General features: G+C 41.9%; 30 protein-coding genes and 1 pseudogene. 20 read left to right on the top strand and 11 right to left on the bottom strand.

Annotated elements, in window-relative coordinates; genetic code table 11:
• Positions 1-22: 22 nt before the first annotated feature.
• From rplU to rsfS, 8 genes are all read left to right on the top strand, one after another.
• Positions 23-328: a 50S ribosomal protein L21 gene (gene rplU / locus HFM85_RS03595; RefSeq protein WP_015525170.1), complete on the top strand. Its 306-nt coding sequence runs from the start codon at positions 23-25 to the stop codon at positions 326-328.
• Positions 329-340: 12 nt separating this feature from the next.
• On the top strand, positions 341-661 hold the full coding sequence (locus tag HFM85_RS03600) for a ribosomal-processing cysteine protease Prp (protein ID WP_173737007.1): 321 nt from the start codon (positions 341-343) through the stop codon (positions 659-661).
• Between the two features lie 5 nt (positions 662-666).
• A complete protein-coding gene (rpmA, locus tag HFM85_RS03605; RefSeq protein WP_015525168.1) occupies positions 667-954 on the top strand; it encodes a 50S ribosomal protein L27 in 288 nt (95 codons plus the stop codon).
• Positions 955-1,018: 64 nt separating this feature from the next.
• Complete coding sequence (gene obgE, locus HFM85_RS03610) at positions 1,019-2,311, top strand: GTPase ObgE (protein ID WP_173737006.1); 1,293 nt, start codon at positions 1,019-1,021, stop codon at positions 2,309-2,311.
• A gap of 14 nt (positions 2,312-2,325) precedes the next feature.
• Entirely contained in the window at positions 2,326-2,616 is a 291-nt protein-coding gene (yhbY, locus tag HFM85_RS03615; RefSeq protein WP_021978046.1) for a ribosome assembly RNA-binding protein YhbY, read from the top strand.
• Positions 2,617-2,632: 16 nt separating this feature from the next.
• Positions 2,633-3,274 carry a nicotinate-nucleotide adenylyltransferase gene (gene nadD, locus HFM85_RS03620; RefSeq protein WP_173737005.1) on the top strand — a complete coding sequence of 214 codons (642 nt, stop codon included), beginning with the start codon at positions 2,633-2,635 and terminating at the stop codon, positions 3,272-3,274.
• On the top strand, positions 3,261-3,875 hold the full coding sequence (gene yqeK / locus HFM85_RS03625) for a bis(5'-nucleosyl)-tetraphosphatase (symmetrical) YqeK (RefSeq protein ID WP_173737004.1): 615 nt from the start codon (positions 3,261-3,263) through the stop codon (positions 3,873-3,875). Before nadD ends, yqeK begins: the two co-directional genes overlap by 14 nt.
• A 6-nt stretch (positions 3,876-3,881) precedes the next feature.
• Positions 3,882-4,247 carry a ribosome silencing factor gene (gene rsfS, locus HFM85_RS03630; RefSeq protein WP_173737003.1) on the top strand — a complete coding sequence of 122 codons (366 nt, stop codon included), beginning with the start codon at positions 3,882-3,884 and terminating at the stop codon, positions 4,245-4,247.
• A 159-nt stretch (positions 4,248-4,406) separates the two neighbouring features.
• Here rsfS and lexA read toward each other — a convergent pair whose 3' ends face one another.
• Positions 4,407-5,027: a transcriptional repressor LexA gene (gene lexA / locus HFM85_RS03635; protein ID WP_173737002.1), complete on the bottom strand. Its 621-nt coding sequence runs from the start codon at positions 5,025-5,027 to the stop codon at positions 4,407-4,409.
• A 229-nt stretch (positions 5,028-5,256) separates the two neighbouring features.
• Between lexA and HFM85_RS03640 the strand changes: the two genes are divergently transcribed.
• The 11 genes from HFM85_RS03640 (at position 5,257) to HFM85_RS03690 (ending at position 15,392) form a co-directional block, all read left to right on the top strand.
• Positions 5,257-6,699 (top strand): HlyD family efflux transporter periplasmic adaptor subunit, encoded by a 1,443-nt coding sequence (locus HFM85_RS03640; protein ID WP_243873808.1) that lies wholly within the window; start codon positions 5,257-5,259, stop codon positions 6,697-6,699.
• A 15-nt stretch (positions 6,700-6,714) separates the two neighbouring features.
• On the top strand, positions 6,715-7,407 hold the full coding sequence (locus HFM85_RS03645) for a YggS family pyridoxal phosphate-dependent enzyme (protein ID WP_173737001.1): 693 nt from the start codon (positions 6,715-6,717) through the stop codon (positions 7,405-7,407).
• 23 nt (positions 7,408-7,430) lie between these two features.
• The gene (locus HFM85_RS03650) at positions 7,431-8,084 is read left to right on the top strand and encodes a cell division protein SepF (RefSeq protein WP_173737000.1); all 654 of its coding nucleotides are present in this window, start codon (positions 7,431-7,433) and stop codon (positions 8,082-8,084) included.
• 4 nt (positions 8,085-8,088) lie between these two features.
• Complete coding sequence (locus HFM85_RS03655; protein ID WP_173736999.1) at positions 8,089-8,841, top strand: YlmH family RNA-binding protein; 753 nt, start codon at positions 8,089-8,091, stop codon at positions 8,839-8,841.
• Between the two features lie 20 nt (positions 8,842-8,861).
• Positions 8,862-9,953, top strand: coding sequence for a 3-dehydroquinate synthase (gene aroB / locus HFM85_RS03660; protein WP_173736998.1), 1,092 nt, complete (start codon positions 8,862-8,864; stop codon positions 9,951-9,953).
• On the top strand, positions 9,950-10,486 hold the full coding sequence (gene lspA, locus HFM85_RS03665) for a signal peptidase II (protein WP_173736997.1): 537 nt from the start codon (positions 9,950-9,952) through the stop codon (positions 10,484-10,486). The genes aroB and lspA overlap by 4 nt, the downstream gene beginning before the upstream one ends.
• A gap of 22 nt (positions 10,487-10,508) precedes the next feature.
• Complete coding sequence (locus tag HFM85_RS03670; RefSeq protein WP_173736996.1) at positions 10,509-11,423, top strand: RluA family pseudouridine synthase; 915 nt, start codon at positions 10,509-10,511, stop codon at positions 11,421-11,423.
• 102 nt (positions 11,424-11,525) lie between these two features.
• Positions 11,526-12,167 carry a cytidylate kinase-like family protein gene (locus HFM85_RS03675; protein WP_173736995.1) on the top strand — a complete coding sequence of 214 codons (642 nt, stop codon included), beginning with the start codon at positions 11,526-11,528 and terminating at the stop codon, positions 12,165-12,167.
• A 118-nt stretch (positions 12,168-12,285) separates the two neighbouring features.
• Entirely contained in the window at positions 12,286-13,713 is a 1,428-nt protein-coding gene (locus HFM85_RS03680) for an AI-2E family transporter (RefSeq protein WP_173736994.1), read from the top strand.
• Positions 13,710-14,159: a D-aminoacyl-tRNA deacylase gene (gene dtd, locus HFM85_RS03685; protein WP_119239704.1), complete on the top strand. Its 450-nt coding sequence runs from the start codon at positions 13,710-13,712 to the stop codon at positions 14,157-14,159. The genes HFM85_RS03680 and dtd overlap by 4 nt, the downstream gene beginning before the upstream one ends.
• Positions 14,160-14,330: 171 nt before the next feature.
• A complete protein-coding gene (locus HFM85_RS03690; RefSeq protein ID WP_173736993.1) occupies positions 14,331-15,392 on the top strand; it encodes a tyrosine-type recombinase/integrase in 1,062 nt (353 codons plus the stop codon).
• A gap of 89 nt (positions 15,393-15,481) precedes the next feature.
• Here HFM85_RS03690 and HFM85_RS03695 read toward each other — a convergent pair whose 3' ends face one another.
• The 7 genes and pseudogenes from HFM85_RS03695 to HFM85_RS16625 form a co-directional block, all read right to left on the bottom strand.
• The gene (locus HFM85_RS03695; RefSeq protein WP_059085862.1) at positions 15,482-15,739 is read right to left on the bottom strand and encodes a hypothetical protein; all 258 of its coding nucleotides are present in this window, start codon (positions 15,737-15,739) and stop codon (positions 15,482-15,484) included.
• A 155-nt stretch (positions 15,740-15,894) separates the two neighbouring features.
• Entirely contained in the window at positions 15,895-16,725 is an 831-nt protein-coding gene (gene rhaD / locus HFM85_RS03700) for a rhamnulose-1-phosphate aldolase (RefSeq protein ID WP_021652054.1), read from the bottom strand.
• A 282-nt stretch (positions 16,726-17,007) separates the two neighbouring features.
• Positions 17,008-17,880: a DegV family protein gene (locus HFM85_RS03705; RefSeq protein ID WP_119240124.1), complete on the bottom strand. Its 873-nt coding sequence runs from the start codon at positions 17,878-17,880 to the stop codon at positions 17,008-17,010.
• Positions 17,881-17,927: 47 nt separating this feature from the next.
• The gene (locus HFM85_RS03710; RefSeq protein WP_173736992.1) at positions 17,928-18,545 is read right to left on the bottom strand and encodes a GNAT family N-acetyltransferase; all 618 of its coding nucleotides are present in this window, start codon (positions 18,543-18,545) and stop codon (positions 17,928-17,930) included.
• A 198-nt stretch (positions 18,546-18,743) separates the two neighbouring features.
• Positions 18,744-19,754: a HAMP domain-containing sensor histidine kinase gene (locus HFM85_RS03715; RefSeq protein ID WP_173736991.1), complete on the bottom strand. Its 1,011-nt coding sequence runs from the start codon at positions 19,752-19,754 to the stop codon at positions 18,744-18,746.
• Positions 19,751-20,422: a response regulator transcription factor gene (locus tag HFM85_RS03720; protein ID WP_173736990.1), complete on the bottom strand. Its 672-nt coding sequence runs from the start codon at positions 20,420-20,422 to the stop codon at positions 19,751-19,753. The genes HFM85_RS03715 and HFM85_RS03720 overlap by 4 nt, the downstream gene beginning before the upstream one ends.
• 10 nt (positions 20,423-20,432) lie before the next feature.
• Positions 20,433-20,618 (bottom strand): annotated as a pseudogene (locus HFM85_RS16625) (purine permease); the annotation flags it as partial.
• A 310-nt stretch (positions 20,619-20,928) separates the two neighbouring features.
• On the opposite strand from HFM85_RS16625, the gene HFM85_RS03730 reads away from it, so the two are divergent.
• On the top strand, positions 20,929-22,311 hold the full coding sequence (locus tag HFM85_RS03730; RefSeq protein WP_243251692.1) for a citrate/2-methylcitrate synthase: 1,383 nt from the start codon (positions 20,929-20,931) through the stop codon (positions 22,309-22,311).
• Positions 22,312-22,528: 217 nt separating this feature from the next.
• On the opposite strand, the gene HFM85_RS03735 is transcribed toward HFM85_RS03730, so the two are convergent.
• The 3 genes from HFM85_RS03735 to HFM85_RS03745 form a co-directional block, all read right to left on the bottom strand.
• A complete protein-coding gene (locus HFM85_RS03735; protein ID WP_173736988.1) occupies positions 22,529-24,280 on the bottom strand; it encodes an alpha-amylase family glycosyl hydrolase in 1,752 nt (583 codons plus the stop codon).
• 164 nt (positions 24,281-24,444) lie between these two features.
• Complete coding sequence (locus HFM85_RS03740) at positions 24,445-24,675, bottom strand: hypothetical protein (RefSeq protein ID WP_119240119.1); 231 nt, start codon at positions 24,673-24,675, stop codon at positions 24,445-24,447.
• Positions 24,676-24,728: 53 nt separating this feature from the next.
• Positions 24,729-25,961, bottom strand: a complete 1,233-nt coding sequence (locus HFM85_RS03745) for an MYG1 family protein (RefSeq protein WP_173736987.1) — start codon at positions 25,959-25,961, stop codon at positions 24,729-24,731.
• Positions 25,962-26,009 lie beyond the last annotated feature (48 nt).

The following is a 26,009-nucleotide window of genomic DNA, read 5'->3' on the forward strand; positions in this document are numbered from 1 at the left end:
AAATAATTAGGAGGTGCCACAGATGTACGCAATTATTGCAACAGGTGGTAAACAGTACAAGGTTGCCGAGGGTGACGTAATTAAAGTTGAAAAGCTCGGTGTAGAAGCTGGTGAAACCGTAACATTTGACAACGTAATCGCAGTCAGCAATGACGGATTAAAAGTTGGCGAAGATGTAAAAGATGCCAGTGTTACCGCTTCTGTAGTTGAAAACGGTAAGAATCGCAAGGTCATCGTTTACAAATACAAACGTAAAACTGGATATCACAAGAAAAACGGACACAGACAGCAGTACACCAAAGTTAAGATTGAAAAGATTAACGGTTAATCTGGTGTCATCATGATTACAATTAAAGTCAGAAAGAAAAATGGATCTTACGAAGAATTTATTTCAAAGGGACATGCCGGTTATGCAGAAGCAGGGCAGGATATTGTTTGTGCTGCTGTGTCTGCACTGATCATCACCACTGTGAATTCTCTTGAGAAATTTACAGATGATAAGTTTGATGTGAAGGAAAAGGATGGATTTGTTTCCATTCATTTCAGAAATAATCTTTCTGAACGAGGGATGCTCCTTATGGATTCCTTACTTCTCGGTCTGACGGAAATTGCTGGTAGTTATAACAATCGATATTTGACAGTAAAAGTCAAGGAGGTGTAACAACAATGATGAAGATGAACCTTCAGTTATTCGCACATAAAAAGGGAGTTGGTTCTACAAAGAACGGTCGTGATTCCGAGTCTAAGAGATTAGGTGCGAAAAGAGCAGACGGACAGTTTGTAAAAGCCGGAAACATTCTTTACAGACAGCGCGGAACCAAGATTCACCCAGGTGAAAACGTAGGCTGCGGTAAAGACTATACTTTATTTGCACTTACAGACGGAGTCGTAAGATTCACAAGAAAAGGTCGCGATAAGAAACAGGTTTCTATCGTTCCTGTAGACGCAGAGTAATGAAATAGGTAAAAGGCTTCAAATCGATGCGGTTTGGAGCCTTTTTTTGGAATAGAGGTGTAATATGTTTGCAGATAGAGCAAGGATCATTATCCGCTCCGGTAAAGGCGGTGACGGACATGTAAGCTTCCGCCGTGAGCTATATGTGCCAAATGGCGGTCCGGACGGCGGCGATGGCGGCCGTGGCGGTGATGTGATTTTTGAAATCGATGAGGGTCAGAATACTCTCGGAGACTACAGACACAGAAGAAAATATAAAGCAGAAGATGGTCAGGAAGGCGGCAAGAAACGCTGTCACGGTGCAGATGGCAAAGATGTTGTCCTGAAAGTTCCGGAAGGAACGGTTATCATGGATGCTGAGTCCGGCAAGGTTATTGCAGATATGTCCGGTGAGAACCGCAGACAGATCGTGTTAAAGGGCGGCCGTGGCGGCAAAGGAAACCAGCACTATGCAACTGCAACTATGCAGGTTCCGAAATATGCACAGCCAGGACAGCCTGCACAGGAGCTGGAAGTACTTCTTGAGCTTAAGGTAATCGCAGACGTTGGTCTTGTGGGATTCCCTAATGTAGGTAAATCTACATTTCTTTCCCGTGTGACCAATGCGCAGCCAAAGATTGCCAATTATCATTTTACAACATTAAGCCCGAATCTTGGTGTTGTAGATACAGATAACGGTGGTTTTGTTATTGCAGATATCCCTGGATTGATCGAAGGGGCATCGGAAGGTGTGGGACTTGGACATGAATTCCTCCGTCATATTGAGCGTACACGAGTTATCATCCACATTGTAGATGCAGCATCTGTAGAAGGCCGTGATCCGGTGGAGGATATCCACAAGATCAATAAAGAGCTGGAAGCATACAATCCGGAGATTGCAGCCAGACCACAGGTAATTGCAGCTAACAAGATCGACTGTATTTTTGATGATGGGGAAGAAAGCCCTATCGATCGCCTGAAAGCAGAATTTGAGCCGCAGGGCATTTCCGTATATCCGATTTCAGCAGTTACCGGTCAGGGTGTCAGAGAGCTTCTTTTCCATGTGAAAGAACTTTTGGATAAGAGCCCTATGAAACCGGTGGTATTTGAACAGGAATTCTTCCCTGAGGATGTTCTTGTGAATGAGAATCTTCCATTTACAGTAGAACGCAGCGAAGAAGATCCGGAGATATTCCTTGTAGAAGGTCCTAAGATTGAAAAAATGCTTGGCTATACAAATCTGGATTCTGAGAAAGGATTTGCTTTCTTCCAGAAATTCCTCAAAGAAGGTGGTATTCTGGAAGAACTGGAAAAAGCTGGTATCCAGGAAGGTGACACAGTACGTATGTATGGCTTTGATTTCGATTATTATAAATAAGAGGTATTAATTAGATGACAAGTAAACAGAGAGCATATTTAAAAGGTCTTGCCATGACAATGGATCCGATCCTCCAGCTTGGCAAGGGAGGTCTTACTCCTGAGAACACAGCTGCTGTTGAGGAAGCTCTTGCAGCACGTGAACTGATCAAGATCAGCGTTCTCCAGAACTGCCTGGAAGATCCGCGCGAGATGGCACAGGTTCTTGCAGAGAGAACAAGATCTCAGGTAGTGCAGGTAATCGGTAAAAAGATCGTTCTCTACAGAGAAGGTAAAAAGGATAAGAAAAAGATCATTCTTCCGTGATTTCGGGAGGTTTCAAATGAACAGGGCAGTAAAAAAAATAGGAATCATGGGCGGCACATTTGATCCCATCCATATGGGACACCTGATCCTTGGAGAAAAAGCATATGAACAGCTGGGGCTTGATAAAGTTCTGTTTATGCCATGCGGAAATCCACCCCACAAACTGAACCGGACAGGACGGGCAACAGATGCACAGCGTTCAGAGATGGTCCGTCTTGCTATTGAAAATAATCCACATTTTGAGTTATCTCTGATGGAGATGCATGAGGAAGGTTATACTTACACCTATCGGACTCTGGAACAGCTGAAAAGACAGAATCCTGATACAGAGTATTATTTTATTATTGGTGCAGATTCGCTGTACAGCTTTGACACCTGGCGGGAGCCGGGGCGTATCTGCCAGGCGGCAGTTCTGGTAGTTGCAACAAGAGATCATACACCGGTTAAAGAGCTTGACCAGCAGATGGAGCTTCTGTCCAAACGCTATAATGGGATATTTGTGCGTCTGGATACCATGAACATTGATGTTTCCAGTGAACTTCTCCGCTCCTGGCACAGAAGCGGACAGAGTCTGCGATACTATGTTCCCCAGCCTGTGATTTCCTATATCGAAAAAAACGGTATTTATAAAGGAAATGATTCAGATGGGAAAATATGATTTTGTAAAAATAAAAAAGAAGCTTTCCAAATATCTGGACGAAGCCAGATTTGAGCACACAATGGGAGTTATGTACACATGTGCATCTCTTGCAATGGTTTATGGCTATGATCTGGAGGATGCACAGGTTGCAGGTCTTCTTCATGACAGTGCCAAGTGTATTCCTAATAAGAAGAAACTGAAGCTGTGCAGTCAGCATAATATTTCGGTATCCGATTTTGAGAAGGATCATCCGTTTCTTCTTCATGCAAAGCTGGGTGCATATGTGGCCAGCAGCAAATACGATGTTAAGGACGAAGAGATTCTGACAGCGATCACATATCACACAACAGGTCGTCCGGAGATGAGTCTGCTTGAAAAGATCGTATACATTTCAGATTATATTGAACCAATGCGTGATAAAGCACCGAATCTTCCAAAAGTACGTAAGATCGCTTTTGAGGATTTGGACGAGTGTATGTATGAAATCCTTAAAGACACCTTGGAATATCTGGAAGAAAATCCGAAAGAAATCGACAGTACAACCAGAGATGCCTATGTCTATTACAAAGATCTCCATGACAGGAAAATGCAGGATACTGCCAACAGACAGGAGGAATAAAATTCTATGAGCATCGAAAAAGATATGGTCCGAATTGCCTGCAAGGCATTGGATGATAAAAAAGCAAAGGATATCAAGATCATTGATATTCATGAAGTTTCTGTGATCGCAGATTATTTTGTGATTGCAAGTGCTTCCAACCAGAACCAGGTACAGGCTATGGTAGATAACGCAGATGAAATGCTTGGCCGTGCCGGATATGAGGCAAAACAGATCGAGGGAACAAGAAACTCCAGCTGGGTTCTTATGGATTACGGCGATATGATCATTCATATCTTTGATGAGGAGAACAGACTTTTCTATGATCTGGAGAGAATCTGGAGAGATGGAAAGATTCTTGATGCACAGGAGTTTCTGGCTGAGAAAGAATAATACAGTTTACAATAAAAATGTTATGTAAACTATTGAGCCAACTTTAGAATTAGCCGGCTGATAAAATAAAAATGCGATATCTTCTTTTTTCATTGTTAGAAGATATCGCATTTTTAGATTGAGTGAATAATATAATTATGTCTGCTGTTTATTCATGATTTACTGAAAGAAACGGAATACCCCGAATACTTTACCAAGGATCTGAAGATTGCCTGTAACAATGATCGGCTCCATGTTGTCGTTCTCCGGCTGGAGTCGATAATAGCCATTCTCTTTATAAAAAGTTTTCACAGTAGCAGAGTCCTCTACAAGAGCAACTACCATATCGCCGTTCTCAGCGGTGGCCTGCTGTCTTACCAGTACCTGATCCCCGTCAAAGATACCGGCATTGATCATGCTGTCACCCTTCACGCGAAGCATGAAACTCTGTTCGTTAGGCATATATTCTGCAGGAATCGGAAAATATGCTTCAATATTCTCTACAGCCAGAACAGGCTGTCCCGCTGCAACAGTTCCTATAAGAGGAACATTGACTACTTCACGGCGTACAAGATTAAAGTTATCGTCAATGATTTCAATAGCGCGCGGTTTAGTTGCGTCTCGCCGGATATATCCGTTCTTTTCAAGGGCTTCCAGATGGGAATGAACAGAAGAAGTGGACTTAAGGTTCACCGCTTCACAGATCTCACGTACAGATGGCGGGAAGCCTCTGTTTAGGATCTCATTCTTCATGTAATCAAGGATTTCCTGCTGTTTCTTACTGATTCTGCCATATGTCATGTGTACTTACCTCCCTGGGTTAAAAATTTATCTGCTGCCGGGTATAATATGACAGCGTCACGAAAATATATTTATAATAGTGTATCATACTTTTGAAAAAATAGCAAACAGATATTCGGAAAGTACGTTCAGAAGATATGTTCGCTTGTTTTAAAGCTTGTATTCGAAGAAAGAAAATGTTAAAATAAAACGAACTTTAAGAGATGAAAGATGTAAAGGAGGCATTCCTTTGCCTGATAATAATGTACGTTCCGGGAGAACACCTGGAATTCTGGCAAAACTTCGTAAAATTTTTGGCTTGAACATCGGAACTGTGATGTTTGGAGCAATTTTAATCTATATGATCTTCAGCGTGATCCTTTATCTGACGGCTTCTCATATGGAATCATATCAGGTTCCTTCCGGTCCGCTGTCTATGAATGAGACCTATACCGGGCTGGCGCTCATGACTGAGAATGTAGTGCAGGCAGATGCCAGCGGATATGTTACTTATTATGCCAGGGAAGGCACTAAGATCAATGCCAATGGTGCTGTCTACAGTCTGAATACTTCAAAGGCTTCAGATAACAGCTCTTCTTTAAGTAAAGAAGAACTGTCTGATATCCGCAGTAATATGCAGAGCTTTTCCAAGGGATTTGATCCAAGTAAATTTAACAGTACCTATAGTTTTAAGTATCAGTTAAATGGAAGTATTCTTCAGTATGCTTCAGACGGATCTTCAGTGTCAACAGTGACAACTACGAATGAAGATGGTGAGGAAATTACCACCACAACTGCTGTTTCAAGTGATCCAAATATCCGCCGTGCAGAAACAGATGGCATTATACTTTATTCCAAAGATGGCTATGAAGCCAAGACCGTAGATAATGTCACCTCTGCTGATTTTGACCAGAATTCCTATCAGGAAACAGATCTGAAAACAGAAGACCAGATAAAAGCAGGAGATGATATTTATACGATTATTTCAGATGAGAGATGGAGCCTTCTGATCCCGTTAAGTGAGAAGCAGGCGGCTGATCTGAAAGACCGTACATCTATCCGTGTGAAATTTTTAAAAGATAATCTGACTCAGATGGGAGATTTTTCCATTAAAGAGATTGATGGCTCGAAGTATGGACAGATCGATTTTAATAAAGGACTGATTCGTTATGCATCTGACCGTTTTCTTGAAATTGAGCTTGTTACCAATAATGTAACAGGTTTGAAGATACCGCTTTCTTCTGTGGTCACAAAGGAATTTTATGCGATTCCTTCCAAATTTCTTACAACAGATAAGGAAACACAGCAATCGGGCTTTATGCTTTCCGGCCGGAACAAAAAAGGTAACAGTACAACAACCTTTGTCAAAGCCGGAATTTATGGGCGAGACGAAGTCACAGATGAGAAGACACAGAAAACAAGCTATATTTATTATATTGATAAAAGCAAATTTAAAGAAGGCGATGCCATTGTTGACCCGGATGACGGAGAGAAATTTGTGATCGGAGACACCGAAGTCCTGGAAGGGGTTTACTGTATTAATCAGGGATACGCTGTATTCCGCCGGATTGAGATATTAGATGAAAATGAGGAATACGCTGTTGTTTCAAAAGAAACATACAACGGACTTGTCAGATATGACCGTATTGTAAAAAATGCGGACAAAGTTAGCGAACAGGATATACTTTACTAAAGGAGGCTTTTTGTCATGGTAGCAGAAAATTTAGCACAGGTGCAGAAGAATATTGAGGAATCCTGCAGAAAAATAAACAGAGATCCCGGAGAGGTTATGCTGATCGCTGTCAGTAAGACCAAACCGGTGGAAATGCTGAAAGAAGCTTATGATGCCGGAGCTCGTGTTTTCGGAGAAAACAAAGTTCAGGAAATCGTAGACAAATATGATCAGATGCCTTCTGATGTGAAATGGCACATGATCGGTCATCTGCAGCGAAACAAGGTTAAATATATTGTTGACAAGGTGGCAATGATCCATTCTGTAGATTCTTTTCGTCTTGCTGAGACCATTGAGAAAGAAGCAGCCAAAAAAGATGTTATAGTGCCGATTCTTATTGAGGTTAATGTAGCACAGGAAGAGAGTAAATTTGGTCTGAAGCCGGAAGAAGTTCTGCCGTTTATTGAGGAAATTGCAGGATTTTCACATATCCAGATTAAGGGACTTATGACAATTGCACCATATGTTGAAAATGCTGAGGAAAATCGAAGAATTTTCCGTGAACTTAAGAAATTAAGTGTTGACATTGCAGCCAAAAACATTAATAATGTTATTATGAGTGTTCTGAGTATGGGAATGACTGGGGATTATATGGTCGCTGTACAGGAGGGCGCTACAATGGTGCGTGTAGGTACCGGGATTTTTGGTGCGCGCAACTATGCGATATAGACTAATAAGATTGGAGATTTAAAATGGGCGTTTTGGACAAGTTTTTAGATGCCATCAAGCTGAACGACGATTATGACGATGACGAGTTATTAGATGATAGTATCCTAGAGGAAGAAGATGATTATGAGGATGACTTCCTCGATGATGAAGATGATATGGAAGAGAAACCAAAGAAGAAATTCTTTGAGAAATTTTCCAAGAAGAAGTCAGAAGAAGAGGATTTTCTGGATGAAGATGAACCAGAGGAAGAATCTGTTAAATCGGCACCTGCCAAGGTTTCTGCGAAGACAGCTGCTGCCAAGGCACCTGTAAAACAGGAACGTGCCGCAAGACTAGCACCTTCCTCCAAAATCACACCAATGCGTACAAGCAAGAGGTCTTCTCAGACTGTAAATATGGAAGTTTGTGTAATTAAACCGACTACCATGGAAGAAGCCAGAGAGATTGCAGATACACTGGTTGACAATTCTACCGTCATTCTGAATCTTGAGGGAATCGATGTAGAGCTTGCACAGAGAATCATTGATTTCACTTCCGGAGCCTGCTATTCTCTTGGAGGAAGTCTTCAGCAGGTATCCAGTTACATCTTTGTACTGGGACCATATAATGTAGATATTACCGGTGATCTTCAGAATATCCTCGGCGGATCTGTACCATCTGTAAGAGTTGGTTATTAATTCCATGGACAAAGAAGAGCTTTTTATTAAGAGAATTCGTGAACTGGCGAATATGGCTTATCAGCGTGATATTACCACATTTACGGATTTTCTTAATTTAAACGAACGAAATATTTTAAACAGTCAGAATCTTCATAAACTGGGTGTTGCAGTGGAAGGTTTTGGCGGGTATGAGAATGCAGAGCGTCAGATGGTAGCCTTTCATCCTGATGCTCTTGCTTTTACATGGGAATATCCCATTGACTGCATCCGGCTAGAACCGAAAGCGGTGAAGTTTTCGGAAGATCTGACACACAGAGATTATCTGGGTGCCATTCTGAATCTGGGAGTAGACAGAAGTGTTGTAGGGGATATTCTGATCGAGGATCATGTAGCCAGTTTTTTCTGCCTTCGCAAAATGACAGATTTTTTTCTGGAGAATCTGTGCAGGGTAAGACGTACAACAGTTGTTGCATCGAAAATCGAAGATCCTGGAGATATTCCGGAGCCGAAACTGAGTCCTGTTACCGGAACCTGTGCATCTGTGCGTCTGGATTCTCTGATCGCACTGGCTTTTGGGACATCCAGGAGCAGTATCGTGCATTGTATTGAAGAAGGGCTTGTTTTTGTAAATGGCAGGCTGATAACTTCCAATGGTTATGAGCCGAAAGAAGGAGATATCATATCCGTCCGTAAGAAAGGACGTTTTATTTTTGATGGAGTGACCCGTCAGACGAAAAAAGGACGTCTTGGCGTGCGTATTCTCCTTTACATCTGAACAGTAAGGAGGAAAACTCAATGACTGAAACAAAATTACTAGTTAAACGTGAGGGAGATTTTCATTATCCCATCTGTTTTGAAGAAAATTTTTCCAATCTGGCCCAGGCTATGAGAGCTGAAGGGCTTGTGGACAGGAAGATTTGTATTGTAACAGATTCCAATGTAGGACCTTTATATGAAAGCGCTGTAGAAGAAGTCTTACGAAAGGTAAGCTCTGATATTTCTGTTTTTACATTTGAAGCCGGTGAGAAGAATAAGAACCTGGATACGGTTTCATCTTTGTATCAGACACTGATACAGAACGGTCTGGACCGAAAAAGCCTTCTTGTTGCATTAGGCGGCGGTGTTGTGGGAGACCTCACTGGTTTTGGGGCAGCTACTTATCTTCGCGGAATTGATTTTATTCAGATTCCGACTACTTTGCTGGCACAGGTAGACAGCAGTGTAGGCGGCAAAACAGGTGTTGATTACCAGCAGTATAAGAATATGGTTGGAGCTTTCCATCAGCCAAAACTTGTATATATGAATTTAAGTACTCTTACCACACTGCCGGCTGAACAGTTTGCCTGCGGAATGGGTGAGATCCTGAAAACAGGGCTGATCTGTGACGGAGAGTTTTTCCGTTTTGTATGCCGTGAACAGGAGAGTATTAAAGCTCTGGATATGAAACTGATTGCTGCAATGGTTCGCAGATGCTGCGAGATCAAAGCCGGCGTTGTAGAGCGTGATCCTAAGGAACAGGGAGAACGCGCGTTATTGAATCTTGGACATACGGTGGGACATGCTGTAGAGAAACTGAAGAACTTTACACTTCTTCATGGACAATGTGTAGGAGCAGGTCTTGTGGCTGCAGCGTATCTTTCCATGAAACGAGGTCTTCTTAACGAACAGGAATACCAGGAAATCTGCAGGGGATGTGCAGATTATGATCTTCCAATCCATGTGGACGGACTTATTCCGCAGGATGTTCTTGCCGCAACCAAAAAAGACAAAAAAATGGAACAGGGACATATCAAATTTATCCTGATGGATGGAATTGGAAAGAGCTTTATTGACAAGACGGTGACAGATGCAGAGATGCTTTCCTGCATTCAGGAGATTACTTTATGATCAACAGAACGAATACTCACCAGAAGATTTCAACGGTCAGATGTCTGGTTGTTGATCTCTTTCTGGTGCTCTTTCTTGTTATTGCTGACCAGGCTGCAAAAAAACTGGCTTATGTATATCTTAAGAATCAGCCGTCTGTATCTCTGATACCGGGAGTTCTGGAGCTTCATTATCTATATCCGGAGAACCGGGGAATTGCTTTTGGAATGTTTCAGGGAAGTGTGCTGTTTTTTGCAGTTGTGAGCATTTTGTTCCTTCTGGTGCTTATATATGCCTGGATGCGAATTCCAAAAGAACGTTTTTATCTGCCGTTGCTTACCATTGCTGCTGTTCTGGCTTCCGGAGCACTGGGGAATTTTATTGACCGTTTTTTCAGGGGATATGTAATTGATTTTATTTATTTCTCACTGATTGATTTTCCGGTTTTTAATCTGGCAGATGTGTATGTTGTAGTAAGCGGGATCCTGCTGATCCTGTTTGTGTGCACCAAATACAGAGATGATGATTTTTCATTTCTGAACAGGAAGCCGTGAGATGTTTTGCAGGAGATAAGAAATGGAAAGATATGATTATACAGTAGAAAAAAATGAATCCGGCACACGAATTGACCGCTATCTTGCAGAAAAGGACAGCGGTTTTTCCAGGTCTTTTATTCAGAAGCTATTAAAAGATGGTCAGGTTACAGTTGGGGGAAAGCCTGCTAAATCCAACTATAAAGTCAGGGAAGATGACAGCATCCATCTGGAAGTTCCGGATTCCAGTGAGCCGGATATTGTTCCGGAAGATATTCCGTTGGATATTCTTTATGAGGATGAGGATGTGCTGATCGTCAATAAACCGAAAGGGATGGTGGTCCACCCTGCTGCCGGCCATTATCAGGGAACCCTTGTTAATGCAGTGATGGCGCACTGTGGGGACAGTCTTTCCGGTATCAATGGAGTAATGCGCCCCGGAATCGTCCACAGGATCGATAAGGATACTACAGGAGCACTTCTTGTATGTAAGAATGATACCGCGCACAGAGATCTGGCAGAACAGCTGAAATGCCACAGTATCCGCCGCCGTTACCGTGCTGTGGTGCAGGGGAATCTGAAAGATGACGAGGGAACTATTGAAGGGCCTATCGGACGTCATCCCACGGACCGTAAAAAAATGGCTATTAACCATAAAAACGGAAAAGATGCAGTGACACATTATAAAGTTTTGGAACGTTTTGGACAGGCAACTTATGTGGAGTGCCGTCTGGAAACAGGACGTACTCATCAGATCCGTGTGCATATGGCGAGTATTGGTCATCCGCTTCTGGGAGATACTGTTTACGGTTCATCCAGGAATCCCTATCATCTGGAAGGACAGGCACTTCATGCAATGATCCTGGGATTTGTACATCCGAGAACAGGTGAATATATGGAATTCACAGCACCGCTTCCAGAGTATTTTGTTAAATTGCTGTCAAAATTGCGAAAATAACTGGAAAAATTGTGAAATATATTGTATAATAAATACATTAAAGATCCGGCAGGGAACTTATCACAACTTTGCCGGATCAGAAGCAGAAAGGATGTGGCTGTTATGAGTAACAATACAACAAGTTCCATTATTACAATTGGTCGTAAGTATGGCAGCGCCGGAAGACAGATCGGACAGGAAGTTGCCAAATATTTCGGAATTAAATGCTATGACAAAGAGCTGCTGGAGCACGCAGCCAATGACAGTGGAATCTGCAAGGAACTGTTCGAGCACCATGATGAGAAGCCTACGAATAGTTTTCTCTATTCTCTTGTAATGGATACCTATTCTTTCGGGTATTCATCTGCCGGATTTACAGATATGCCTATGAATCATAAGATTTTCCTTGCGCAGTTTGAAGCTATTAAGAAACTGGCTGAGGAAGGGCCATGTGTTATGGTCGGAAGATGTGCGGATTATGCACTGGCTGATAATAAAGACTGCTTCAGCGTATTTGTCCATGCGAATCTGGACTGGCGTATCAACCGTATTTCTGAGAAATACAGCAAGAACGCCAAAGAAGCGAAAGATATGATCAATAAGACGGATAAGAGCCGTTCCAGTTATTATAATTACTATACCAATAAGAAATGGGGTTCTGCAGACAGCTATAATCTCTGCCTGGATAGCAGCAAGCTTGGTATTGACGGAACAGCGAAGGCGATCATCGAAGCTATTAATATTTACGACAGCCTGAAAAAATAAGCATTAAATCTGTGACACCCTGCCATTTTAAGGCGGGGTGTTTTGGGTTTTTAATGCTTTTTTTAGACACAAATCAGAGATGCTATGTTATAATGCACATATTGGAGGAATATTAATTATGAAAATTCGTTGGAATCATCGCTATGTGCAGTTAGGTGTGACTGCATTTCTGGTTATTGCAGCCAGTATTCTTTTTTATTACGGGATTTTTCATATGAAATCCCTGATTTCTGGAATCAAGACATTTTTCGGTATTATGGCTCCGATTATCTATGGAGCAGCGATTGCATACCTTCTTACACCAATCGTCAATTTTCTGGAGAGGAAGATATTTTTGCCGATATTCAGAATGTGTAAGAAGCCTATCCAGAAAAAAGGCAAAAAGGTAATTCGGTGGATATGCGTTCTTTTATCTGTATTTTTTATGTTTCTGGTGATTTATGCCCTTGTCATGATGATCCTTCCTCAGCTGATCCGAAGCATTGTGAATATCATCTACAGTTTTCCTCATTATGTGAATGTAGTGGAAGACTGGCTGAATTCCATTGTTGAAAAAGGATGGAAGCTGAATCCGGATATGATCAATCAGATCAACCAGTATTCCAGCAGACTTCAGGAATATCTGACGAACACTTTGCTTCCCCAGATGCAGTCTATGATGAAGAACATATCTGCAAGCTTTCTGGATCTTCTTGTTTTCCTGAAGAATTTCCTGATCGGAGCAATCGTATCGCTTTACATCCTTGCAGATAAGGAGGGATTTATTGCCAAAGCAAAAATGGCCACGTATGCAGTTCTTCCTGCTAAATGGGCAACTTTTCTTGTTCATGCCATGCGATTTACACATAAGACATTTGGCGGTTTTATCAGTGGCAAGATTCTGGATTCAGCCATCATTGGCGTATTATGTTATGTGGGAACATCCATTATCGGAACACCATATGCGATCCTGGTCAGTGTGATCGTAGGTGTAACTAATATTATTCCGTTTTTTGGACCATATTTGGGAGCTGTTCCATGTACACTTCTTATTTTACTGGTAGATCCCCTGCAGAGTTTATACTTCGTGATTTTTATACTGGTTCTTCAGCAGTTTGACGGAAATATCCTGGGACCGAAAATTCTAGGAGAATCTACAGGATTATCAAGTTTTATGGTAATCGTTGCAATTATGATCGGAGGCGGACTGTTCGGAGTTCCCGGCATGATCGTTGGTGTACCGATTTTTGCAGTTTTGAATGCTGCAGTATGGAAATTGATCGGACGTAGTCTTGATGAAAAAGAGATGTCTGCAAATGCAGAGTTTTACAGGGATATCGACTGTGTTGATCCGGTTTCCGGAAAAGCACTTCCCATGCCAGTAAGGGAATCATCAGCAAAAGCGAAGGTGCACGCAGTTGCAGTAAACAGAGAGAATAACAGCTCCTGGTCAGGCACATGGATCGAGATCAAACGCATGTTTGCATATCTGGTCAAATTTATTCAGGCTAAATATGCAGGATTCCGGTCAAAGCAGAAAGATAAACGGAGGAAAAGGAAGATATGAAATTTGTGATCCAGCGTGTGAACCACGCAGAGGTTAAAGTAGACGGCGAAACAGTTGGAAAAATTGGGAAAGGATTTCTGGTTCTCATAGGCGTTGGCCGTGAAGATACCAAAGAAGATGCTGACTGGTACCTAAAAAAACTTCTTGGTTTACGCATTTTTGAGGATGAAAACGGAAAAACCAATTTATCCCTGGCTGATGTAAATGGTGAATTGCTTCTTGTTTCACAGTTTACATTGTACGCGAACTGCCGAAAGGGAAACCGTCCAAGTTTTATTGAAGCCGGAGCACCGGATGAAGCAAATCGTTTATATGAGTATATTATTTCTGAAGCAAAAAAACAGGTATCGGTCGTAGAACATGGAATTTTTGGAGCAGACATGAAAGTTTCATTAGAAAATGACGGACCATTTACAGTTATTTTTGATGAGCATCTTAAAGGCTGAAAAACAGCGAAATCTGTGAGAAGTGGCTTTTTCACTATCCATCTATTTGAAAAACTCGGGTTTGTCGTATAGATATAGATGGGGATGAAACCACTTCTTTTGACCTTTTAAACCGGTATTTCAGGTGTTTCCTGCGAATTATGTATTAAATCATCATATAAAGGAGTTTTTATGGATAACAAAATTACTTACCACGAACAAAATGACATTGACAATACTTTAAAACTCCGAGAAGTTTTAAAAACACTTCCTCCGTTCTGCAGAGATTATTTCCGGGCGATTGATGCAACGACGACAACCAAAACCAGAATTTCCTATGCATATGACATTCGTATATTTTTTCAGTTTCTGTTAGATCAGAATCCGATGTTTAAAGACAAAAATATGTCTGATTTTACAGTTGATGTTCTGGATCAGATCAAAGCTGTTGATCTTGAGGAATATGAAGAATTTCTCAAAGTTTATAAATCCGCGGACTCTTCCAAAACGGAAACAAATGGTGAGCGTGGTGTCAAACGAAAAATTTCTGCTTTAAGAAGTTTTTATGCTTACTATTATAAACATGAAATGATCACCACCAACCCGTCTGTTCTGATCGATGTGCCCAAGATCCATGATAAGAATATTATTCGTCTGGATACTGATGAGGTTGCCATGCTGCTGGATTATATTGAACACTGCGGAGATACGCTGACCGGGCAGAAACGGATGTATCATGAAAAAACGAAGGACAGAGATCTTGCTATTGTTACTCTCCTTCTTGGTACCGGGATCCGAGTATCTGAATGTGTCGGGCTGGATGTTGAAGATGTAGATTTCAAAAACAATGGAATCAAAGTTACCCGAAAAGGCGGAAATGAAATGGTGGTATACTTTGGCCCTGAAGTAGAAAAAGCATTGAAGAAATATCTGGAAGTCAGGGAGAATATTACTCCTCTGGCCGGCCATGAGCACGCTCTCTTCTATTCTACCCAACGTCGCCGGATCGGTGTTCAGGCTATCGAGAATCTGGTCAAAAAATATGCCAGAGAGATCACAACCACCAAAAAGATCACCCCGCATAAGCTTCGTAGTACCTACGGTACAGCACTATATCAGGAAACGGGTGATATTTATCTTGTAGCAGATGTTTTGGGACATAAAGATGTAAATACTACTAAGAAGCATTACGCTGCCCTTGATGATGCCAGACGGCGCCAGGCAGCCAAGGCAGTACGACTTCGCGAGGACTGAGAAAAATAACATAGAGGTAATTTACATAAAATATGTTATGTAAATTACCTCTATGTTTTTATAATTATATTTACGATCAAAACAGGTATTTATTTATCAAAATCTGTTTCAAATACTCCCTCCGGAGTACGCATGGTAAGAACACCCAGATTAAATTCACTGTCCATAATTGTGATATGATATTCAAAGATCACATCATCATCAAACTTGGAAAGCAGCACATAGCTTCCGTTCTCTTTCCCATCGATCTGATCGCAGATGTCATCGTAAACTTCCTCACCGGAAATCTTTCGCGGATAACCGCTTGCCTTAATTTTCTCTTCAATTGCTTTATATAATTCTTCCATCCTTTATCCATATCCTTTCTACTGAAATTAATTTGCTGATAAATCAGATATGTTTTTATCATAACAGATTTATCAGCAAAAATCAGCAAATATTTGGTTGTTTCCGATAAAGCTTCAGATAGGAATACAGTTATATAATACTATAACCGAAGAATTTATTTCTTCTCGTAGAGGAATTCTTCCGGCAGAGTTACTTTGAAATCCTTTGCAAGCGCGCGGAAGTCATTCGGTGTGATAGTCTGCAGCTTCTGTGGAGCCATAGATAAGATCTTAACCAGGATCTCTGCGGATTTTTCAACGGTATGAAGGAGTCCGAAGGTCAGGTCGAAATCCTCGCCTGAGCAGAACATACCATGATGCGCCCAGATAACCACATCATATTTTTTCATCAGTTCAGCGGTTTTGATTGCGATTTCTCTTCCACCTGGAACCATCCATCCGATGACACCTACACCATCCGGAAATACTACCGGACACTCAGTTGCGGATTCCCAGAGTTCACGGGTAAATACTTTGTCATCAAGGGGAAGAACGAAGGTAAGTGCAATGGTATTGGTCGTATGTGCATGGTAAATAACACGATGTTTGCCGTTGGTAAGCTTTTTCTTTACTTCATGGTTCATAAGATGTGTCGGGAGCTCGCTGGTCGGTCTTCCACCCTCTACAAGTCCCCAGCGGATGCGGTAGTTGGTTCCTGTCTCGTCAAGCTCAATGATCGCAAGACATACTTCAGGGTCAACGATGATATTACGGAAATATTTGCCGCTTCCTGTTACCAGGAAAAATTCTCCTGCAAGTCCTGGAACCTCAACACCGATGGGAGTCCATTCTCCTGGTGCGTTCAGTCGTGGACGGATCATCTCTACTTCTTCTGCTTTCAGACGATAGCTTAAGTTTCCACCATTTCTCTCATGCCATCCCTGCTTATATCCATCATCTGCCATTTTGATAAAGCCCTGTACGAATTTAGACTCAAGAATTTTCATAATATATTCCCTCCGTGTTCTATGTGGTTTGTTGTTGAATTACAATTGCAATAATATGGTTTCTTGTTGTTTATGGCTTTATTATATGACTGATGATGTGGTTTGTAAAGACTTTTTTTGGAAAAATATTGATAAATCCACATGCAAAGTATAAAAAACTATGTAAATATTCAACAAACCACATGTGTAACAGATATAAAAGAACAGATAACACAAGAAGCAATAATAATATCATGTGATTTAAATGTGGTTTAATGTTGTCTTATAATGGTTGAGTTCTTTTTATAAAGGCATGCAGGAACATCCGATTCCAAGTCCGTCCGGGCCAATATGGCAGGAAAGTCCAAGGGAAAGATCGTCACACATCACATCCATTCCCGGAAAGCTTTCACGGATCTGAGAGATCCAGTCTGCGGTAACTTCCGCAGTGCTGCTGGATGCAGCCATAAGATATACTTTTCCGGCGTCATATTCTTTTTTGAAAGTTGTTTCCAGTTCTCTGTGCATGGCATCAATCATAGCTTTTCTTGATTTTTTCATGCCTCTGCATTTCTGGAAAACATCCAGTTTACCGGTTCCAAATTTCATAACCGGTTTGATATTGAGAAGATTTGCGGCAAGTGCTGTGGTGGTATTGATACGGCCTCCTTTTTTCAGATATTCCAGTGTGCTTAAGCCGACATAGATCACGGTTTTTTCACGGGAAGCTTCCAGAATATCCTTGATCTGTTGTGCTGTATATCCATCTTCCACAAGGTCTATCGCATCCAGAATGGAACGGTGAAGGGGTGTGGAAACACGCCCGTTATCTACTACAAACACCTTGTTTTTATACTGCGGTTCCTGAGACAAGGCGGCAGCAGTCATGCAGGAACCGCTTAAACTACTGCTCAACGGAATGTAGAGGATCTGATCATAAGATAAAAGCATTTCGTCCCACATTTCCATAACTTCCTGTGGGGAAGGCTGTGAAGTTGAAACATCTGCTCCCTCACGCAGCTTCTCATAAAATCCTTTTCTGGAAAAATCCAGGATTTCATGAAAAAGTTCTCCATTCAGATAAAAAGGCATGGGAAGGACATGAATATCCAGTTCCTCTGCTTCCTGTTTTAAAATGCCACTGTGGCTGTCAGCCATGATTCCTATTTTTTTCATATTGTATTTTTCTCCTGTGTAATTCATGGATGTGATTCACAATTCTGTTACTTTTGATAAAGAGCCACACATTCCCGGAATCGTTTCTTATTTAGTTCCCTCATCTGAGAACTCTCGTTTTTCTTTACAAAACCATGGCTCTCCATAAAAGCTCGGTGATCCATCTGATCCATATATATAGAATAATTCCCGCCTTTTTCATTTGAGATCTGTTTAAGAAGTCCGGTACCTATTCCGTTTCTTCGATAATCCCTGCTTACATAAAGAAAGAGAATATTTTCGGACGCAGCGTTCTCTGCAGAAACTGACAACTGTTTTTTCATATCCTGAAGCTTGTTAAAATGTTCAAGATTTTTTCGCCCTTCTCTGGTAAGCTTAAGGCGAATGAAATGATAGGCTTTTTTCAGACGGAAAACCGGGGAAAAATGTCCAAATCTTCCTTTGCCGGTTATCAATACTCCTACTACCTGGTCACGGTAGGTTGCTACGGTAACGTTATCTCTGTAAATCATATAGGTGTAAAAGAAAAGTCTGGTCAGACGTTTTTCGGTATGTGGCTCATCAAACTCCCAGCGGTCTTTATAATTTCTCCGGACAAATTCCCGAATCATTGAAAAATCTTCCTTTTCTGCCTTCCGGTAGGCAGGTGCTTTTTTTAATAACATATTCCATATCTCCTGTATTTTTTCATAAATAACTATCCTATACTTTAAAAGATGATCTGCAACTTAACATCAACTGTTTCTCAACAATTGTTGAAGTTTATAAAAAAGTTTATATAAAATAAAAAACAACGGAAGAACCTCATTAAAAATAAGGTGTCCGCTGTTTTTAGGTTTTCTGGATATATGTAAAGTATTGTTTTACAGTATAACAGTAAAACGACAGCCGCTTCCTGGAATATTTTCCACGGAAACGGTTCCCTTGCACAGGTTCAGGATCTGTTTTACAAGAGCAAGTCCAAGACCGTTTCCCTCCTGCTTATGGGAACTGTCGCCCTGGTAGAATTTATCAAAAATATGTTTCATGGAGTATTCACTGATCTGGGGGCCTTCGTTTTCTATGGAAAAACGGATTTTTTTCCCTTCCGGCATCATCCGGATATAGATCGTACCACCACAGGGGCTGAATTTGATAGCGTTGGAAAGCAGATTGTCCCAAACATGACAAATGAGATTTTCGTTTCCCAGATATTCCACATCTACCATGTCCACATCAAATTCAATCTCTTTTTCGGACCATTTTGGTTCCATTATAACAATGGACTGTCGAATCTGCTCATCCAGACGGTACCAGTTCTGGTGGGTCTGGATCGCCTGATGTTCGATTTTGGACAGCAACAGGATATTTCCTGCCAGGTGGGAAAGCCTTCTGGTATTAAAAAGGATTTTGTTGATGTACTGCTCCTGCTCTTCTGATATAGGCATGTCACCATTCTGCAGCAGAGTTGCATAACCCTCAATTGCACTGATGGGGGTTTTAAATTCGTGGGAAACATTGGAAACAAAGTCTGTCTGCAGAATCTCCGTTGCTTCCAGCTCCTGGACCATCAGGTTGAAATTAGAATAAATATCCTGGATTTCCTTCATTTGCTTTTCAGTTTCCAGTCGGATGGAAAAATCCCCCTCCGCAACCTGTTGCATGGCTTTTTTCAGCTTTAGTACAGGACCGAAATACCTGATACTGAGGAAGTTGTTAAGGACGCCCCCTGCGATTACGCTGGCCAGGATGATCCATACGATGTTCGGGACGTCTGAAATATGCAGCACATCCATAACAAGCCAGGATATCAGAGATACACAGATAAGCTCCGACATGATCATAAAGATAAAACGTAAACGAATGCTTAAATTTATGAAGGGTTTCTTTTTCATGCCTTTACCACCTTATATCCAACTCCACGGATCGTCACGATCTTAAAATCCGGATTATCGCGGAAGCGTTCCCGAAGTCTTCCGATGTGGACATCTACTGTGTGGGCATCACTTGCGGAATCATATCCCCAGATATCATCCATAAGTTGTTGTCTTGTAAAGATTTTTCCCGGAAAGGCTACCATCTTATATAAGAGCATGAATTCTTTCTGAGGAAGTACCATACTTTCCGAGGCAGTGGATACCGTCAGGGAATCGCACTCCAGAATGGTATCTCCGATTCGCTGTTTCCGCTCATTGATCATCTGCGCTCTGCGGAGAAGTGCACCTACCCGTAAAACCAGTTCATTGATATTGACCGGTTTCACCATATAATCATCGGTGCCGGACAGAAATCCCATACGCATATCATCAAAAGCATCTTTGGCAGTGACCATAAGTACAGGAATGGAATCTCCGGCATCTCTGAGTGATCGGACCAGTTCATAGCCATCCATGTTGGGCATCATAATGTCTGAGATGATCAGATCGTAATAATCTTTTTCCAGGGCATCCAGTGCTTCCTGCCCGTCAGAAACCCCTTTTACTGTATAACCGTTTTTTAAGAGGACATGCTGGAAAAGCTGGCGGAGTTCCCGGTCATCTTCCGCAATGAGAATTTTAAACATTTTTACATCCCTATTCTTTGATTTTTTCAATGTCCATGTTTTCAGGCAGGATACAGCTTAAAACAATGGATATGATAAATACAACAGCAACTACATTTTCCGCAAAAACAGACTGTATGATCGACGGGAATATATCCCAGATGCCGCTCTCGCTTGCAGTGGTAAATCCGATTCCAACAGCAAGTGAAAGAGATAGGCGGCAGCAGTCCGATGTGAAACAAACTACTATTATAAGAAAAATTACGGAATAATCATAACATAGATTCGTTGTGGAAACCAGACGGATTTTGATGAATAAATTTAATAATAGATGAAATATGTCATATTATGAATATTTATACACGAAAAAAGAAATACCCTCTTGCATTTTCGGAACTTTTACTGTAAAATTATTAACCAGGTAAACACAAATGTATGCCATACCCGAACACTGATTACAAAGATGTAACCAATCTTAACTGTATCAGTGTTTTTTAATATACAATGGGGAAACGAGGAAAAAAATTATGGAAAAAAAGCATGAAATGATGAGTCTGGAGGACTCCGAACAGCTGAAAGGCAGAATGAAATTCTTTGAAAAGGAACTGGTAGAGAATCATCACATCGATCCCAATCTCTATGTGGAATACGATGTAAAAAGAGGACTTCGTGATTCCGCAGGTAAAGGTGTTCTCACAGGTCTTACTGAGATTTCCGATGTTACCGGCTATAAGCTGGTCAATGGCAGACGTATTCCGGCAGACGGTGCACTGTATTACCGGGGAATCGATGTGCAGGATATCGTAAACGGACTGAAGGACAGACGTTTTGGTTTTGAGGAGACGATCTATCTTCTGATTTTCGGTAATCTTCCCAGCAAGGAAGAGCTTTCCAGATTCCTCGAGCTTCTCTCTGACATGGAGGATCTGGGAGGACGTTTTGTCCGTGACGTTGTCATGAAGGGAACCAATGCCAATATTATGAATGCCATGGAGCGCTGCGTACTTGCTCTTTATACATATGATGATAACCCGGAAGATATTTCTGTGGAGAATGTACTCCGTCAGTCTCTGGAACTGATCGCCAAGCTCCCTGAGATTGCGGTTTACTCCTATCACGCATACCGTCATTTCCGTAAAGATGAAACACTTTTTATCCGCAATCCACAGAAGGGACTTTCCCTTGCTGAAAATATCCTTCTGATGCTTCGTCCTGACGGCAAGTATACAGAGCTTGAAGCTAAGGTCCTTGATATCGCCCTTGTGCTTCATGCAGAGCATGGTGGTGGTAATAACTCTACCTTTACCACACATGTAGTAACCTCTTCCGGAACAGACAGCTACTCTTCCACTTCTGCATCCATTGGTTCACTGAAGGGACCGCGCCATGGTGGTGCCAACCTGAAAGTCCAGAACATGTTCACAGATCTGAAAGCCAATGTAAAAGACTGGGAAAGTGAAGAAGAGATTACAGCATATTTGCAGAAAATACTGAATAAAGAAGCATTTGATCATGCAGGTCTGATCTATGGCATGGGACATGCAGTTTATACACTCTCCGATCCGCGAGAAGTGATCCTGAAGCGTTTTGCACAGGCTCTTGCAGAGGAGAAAGGCATGACAGAGGAATTCAAGCTCTATGATAAGGTTGAGAGTATTGCCGGCCAGCTGATCATGGAACACAGAAAACTGTTCAAGAATGTTTGTGCAAATGTAGATTTCTACAGTGGTTTTGTTTACACTATGCTTGGTATCCCTGAAGAGCTCTTCACTCCGATCTTTGCTATCGCACGTATGCCTGGCTGGAGTGCACATCGTCTGGAAGAACTGATCAGTGCCAATAAGATTATCCGTCCTGCTTACAAATATGTGGGACATCATACTGAGTTTGTACCGTTTGATGAGAGATAATAAAAACAAATGATAAAAGCAGTAGGGATTTCTGTCTTATTTAAGATGGAAGCTCTGCTGCTTTTTTTGTTCTCTCAGATTACAGAAAAACAGAATCATAAATTTACATAATATATATTATGTAAGGTAAATGGCTGCTTTCATAAAAAAACAAGGCTCACCGCATGAGATCGGATTGCCTTGTTTTTTTATGGAATGTTAATATATTATTCTTTTCCTATCGGAAGCTCTTCAGCCAGTTTACAAGAGAATCATGCCAGATGTTGTCGTATACGGTCTTTTTCATCTGGTCATCTACAGGGCCGTTTCCTGCCATTTTTGCAAGGATAGCAGCCTGAAGTTCGCCCACTGTCATTTCCTCCGGCGTTTTGTGCGGATTCGGTGCAGTAACCGCTTTAGTTTCCTGTGGATTGGAGGACTCTGCTTCAGGAGTTGACGGAACATCTGCTGAGTTTGCTGTATTGTCAGAAGCTTTATCTGTATTTTCAGCGGTTGAAGCTTCTTTTTCCGGGACAGCTTCTGTTACAGTGCCATTTTCAGCAGTCTGGTTCTCTTCTGCCTCAGGTGCAGTGATTTCCTCTTTTGCTGCAGCCATTTCCGGGATTTCTGTCCGTACTGGCTTATATTCCGGCATATCTCCGGCCGGAAGCCAGATCTCACCGCTGTTTGCTGCAACACGGACACGGATACGTCCACCTTGGGCGGAAACTTTCTGGCCGGTGAGTGCGCCTACGTATTCCGGTGCGCTTCCTGTTGGAAGATTCATTTCTGCATCGCTGTCATCGTTATTTACTGTGACGATCACACGCATGCCATCCAGATCTCTTGCAAAAGCAAACTGGCGGTTTGTAAGAGCCAGCTCTGCATAGGAACCATAGCTTAATGCAGGAGTTCCCTGACGGACTTTTCCAAGAGCTGCGATCAGTGCTGTACATGGATTCTTTGTAGTGGAATCTGCGTAATCATCAAGGTTCAGAGCAGGTCTTAAGCTGGCATCGGAGAATTTTTCTTTCTTTCCGTCAATGCCGAATTCTGATCCGTAGTAAATACTTGGGACTCCGGGTAATGTATAAAGCAGCACATGTACCGGAGCAAAATGTGCTTTGTTCTGAAGCTTTGTATATATTCTCTCTACATCATGGTTGTCCACAAAATTGTAGAGATCCAGATCACCCATATTCTGAAGATATTTTACTGTGTGGGCGATTTCAAAATAGTTGTGGTCATTATGTCCGCTGTAAAGAGCTTTATGAAGGGCATAATTTGTTACGCTGTGAAGGGTCTGGCCGTTTACCCAGCGACTGTAATCTCCGTGGATAACCTCTCCCATCAGCCAGAAATCCTTTTTTACTTCGTCAGCAGTGTGGCGAAGAATGCGCATGAAATCAAAATCAAGGACATCCGCAGCATCAAGACGGATTCCGTCAATATCAAATTCAGAAACCCAGAAACGGATCACATCGCAGATATAATTCTGTACCTCCGGATTACGCTGGTTCAGCTTAACAAGAAGGTTGTATCCGCCCCAGTTTTCGTAGGAGAAACCATCGTTGTACTCGGTGTTTCCACCAAAATTGACATTGCAATACCAGTTTACATACGGAGAATGTTCACGGTTCTTCTGGATATCCCTGAATGCAAAGAAATCACGGCCTGTATGGTTGAATACGCCGTCAAAGATTACACGGATGCCTTTGTCATGACATGCTTTCACAAAGTTTGTAAGATCTTCATTGGTTCCAAGACGGGAGTCCAGTTTCTTGTAGTCTGTTGTCTCATAGCCATGTCCTACACTCTCAAAAAGCGGACCAATATATAAGGCAGTACAGCCGATTTCCCTGATGTGGTCGATCCACGGCAGCAGCGTGTTCAGTCGATGTACAGGGGTTCCGTAATCGTTTTCCTTCGGGGCGCCTGTGAGTCCAAGTGGATAAATATGATAGAAGATTGCTTCGTTGTACCAGCTCATAATATTACACCTCTGTTTTAAAAATTTACAATTTCCTGATAATTAGAGAAATTGCACAAATATCTTCTTTATAATACCAGATTTTCACCAAATAATCCAGAAACAATTAGATAGTTTTTCAATGAAAAATCCGGCAGATTGTCGACTGCCGGATTTTAAGACATTTATTCATCAAATTCTGCTGTTACAATAAAGCCACGGGGAGTATGTTCGATACTTTTGACGATTCCTTCTGAGGATTGGATACGGTCTGCATTCTTATAGCAGCCGGACATGGCAACAGCCGGTTCGATGATGTAACTGTAATTGGTGGCTGACAAAAATTCGGAAATTTTAACCTTATCTCCTACCTGAATCAGCCCCTGACGTTCCATTTTGAATTTTTCTTCACGCATATATAAAACCTTCTTTCTGTATTTTATAGTTTGAAATGATTTATATTATGCAGTCAGGAACCAGAGGGAATCCGAAGCAGCAGTTTCCGACCGTCTTTTTCTATTGCTGTAAGAACCGGAATATGCTTTTTTCGCAGCGCATGTACGATTGGATACAGGGAAAACATGTCATCACCTGCAAAAACAGCTTCGGGCTTGTATTTGAGGATCTGTTTTATCTGATCTTTGATATAGCTTTTCCACCGGGATTTCTCCATGGCTATTTCGCAATAGCTGCCCTCCATGGTTAATTCCGGCAGTTCCGGGACAGTTAGATGAATAATTTTGGCACGGCTAAGATCAGGCAGATTCTGCAACAGATAATCAGTTTCTGCGCTTCCACCAAGGCTTACGATCACCGCTTCCTCGTGAAATGCTGCAAGACTACTTCTACATGCGCGCAAAGAATCCTCCAATGTGCCACAGGTCATAAGAAACCCACCTTTATGACAGAAGACCGCGCTTTCAAGACCTGTGGCAGCAATAAGCTCCTCACCTTCAAGACCCAGCCACTGAGAAGGAAAGCTGCATTTATAGTTCATGGAGTATTCTTTTTTCTGAGGCTGGATGCAGTAGCCGCCGCGGTTGGATGGAAAAATTACGAACGCAATGCTGGTCTCGGAAAGTCTTTTCTGGCAAGGGATAAATTCCGGGAGTACAAGGATATTGGTATTTTCGGCCGGTGTATCTCCGGTTTTCAGGGCTCTCTGGTGTTCTTCAAGAACCTCTTCCACACGTTTATCAGCCCGTTCATTACCGCGATACCGCTCAAATTTGTTTTCCAGGATCATTCCTGCAACACTGACCGCCTGGAAAAACGCCTGGTCATTGCTGCCTTTGGAATCCCAGCCAAGATTAAAATTCCCGATCAGTGTGGCGAGCTCGTTTTTCTCCCCTGTGTTATCGTTATTATCCAGCGGCTGGACAAACGATTCGTCAAATTTCTCTGCCAGTTCCGCTCCCAGGATCTCTGCTCCAAGTGCTTCCCAGAGAAGACCAAATGCTGCATAAGGCACTCCGTTTTCACGTACCCGGCTGTCTTTCTGGTGGTGATCATACTGACCTCTTCCAATATCAAAAACAAGTCCTTTGTAATCATCGGGAACCTTATTTCCGCGGATGATTGTGATCTCAGGATTCAGATATAAAAGCAGTGCGGCAGAAAAAACATCATCTGCATGGAATTTGCCACTGTGAGTGAATGCAGATGAGTCTTTTTGTCTGATTTCTTCCAATAATTGATTCATATGAAATTCTCCTGTATATTTAGTCTTTTCCAAGTATATCACAGAAAT

Source organism: Blautia schinkii, assembly GCF_013304825.1.
Taxonomy (GTDB): Bacteria; Bacillota; Clostridia; order Lachnospirales; family Lachnospiraceae; genus Blautia_A; species Blautia_A schinkii_B.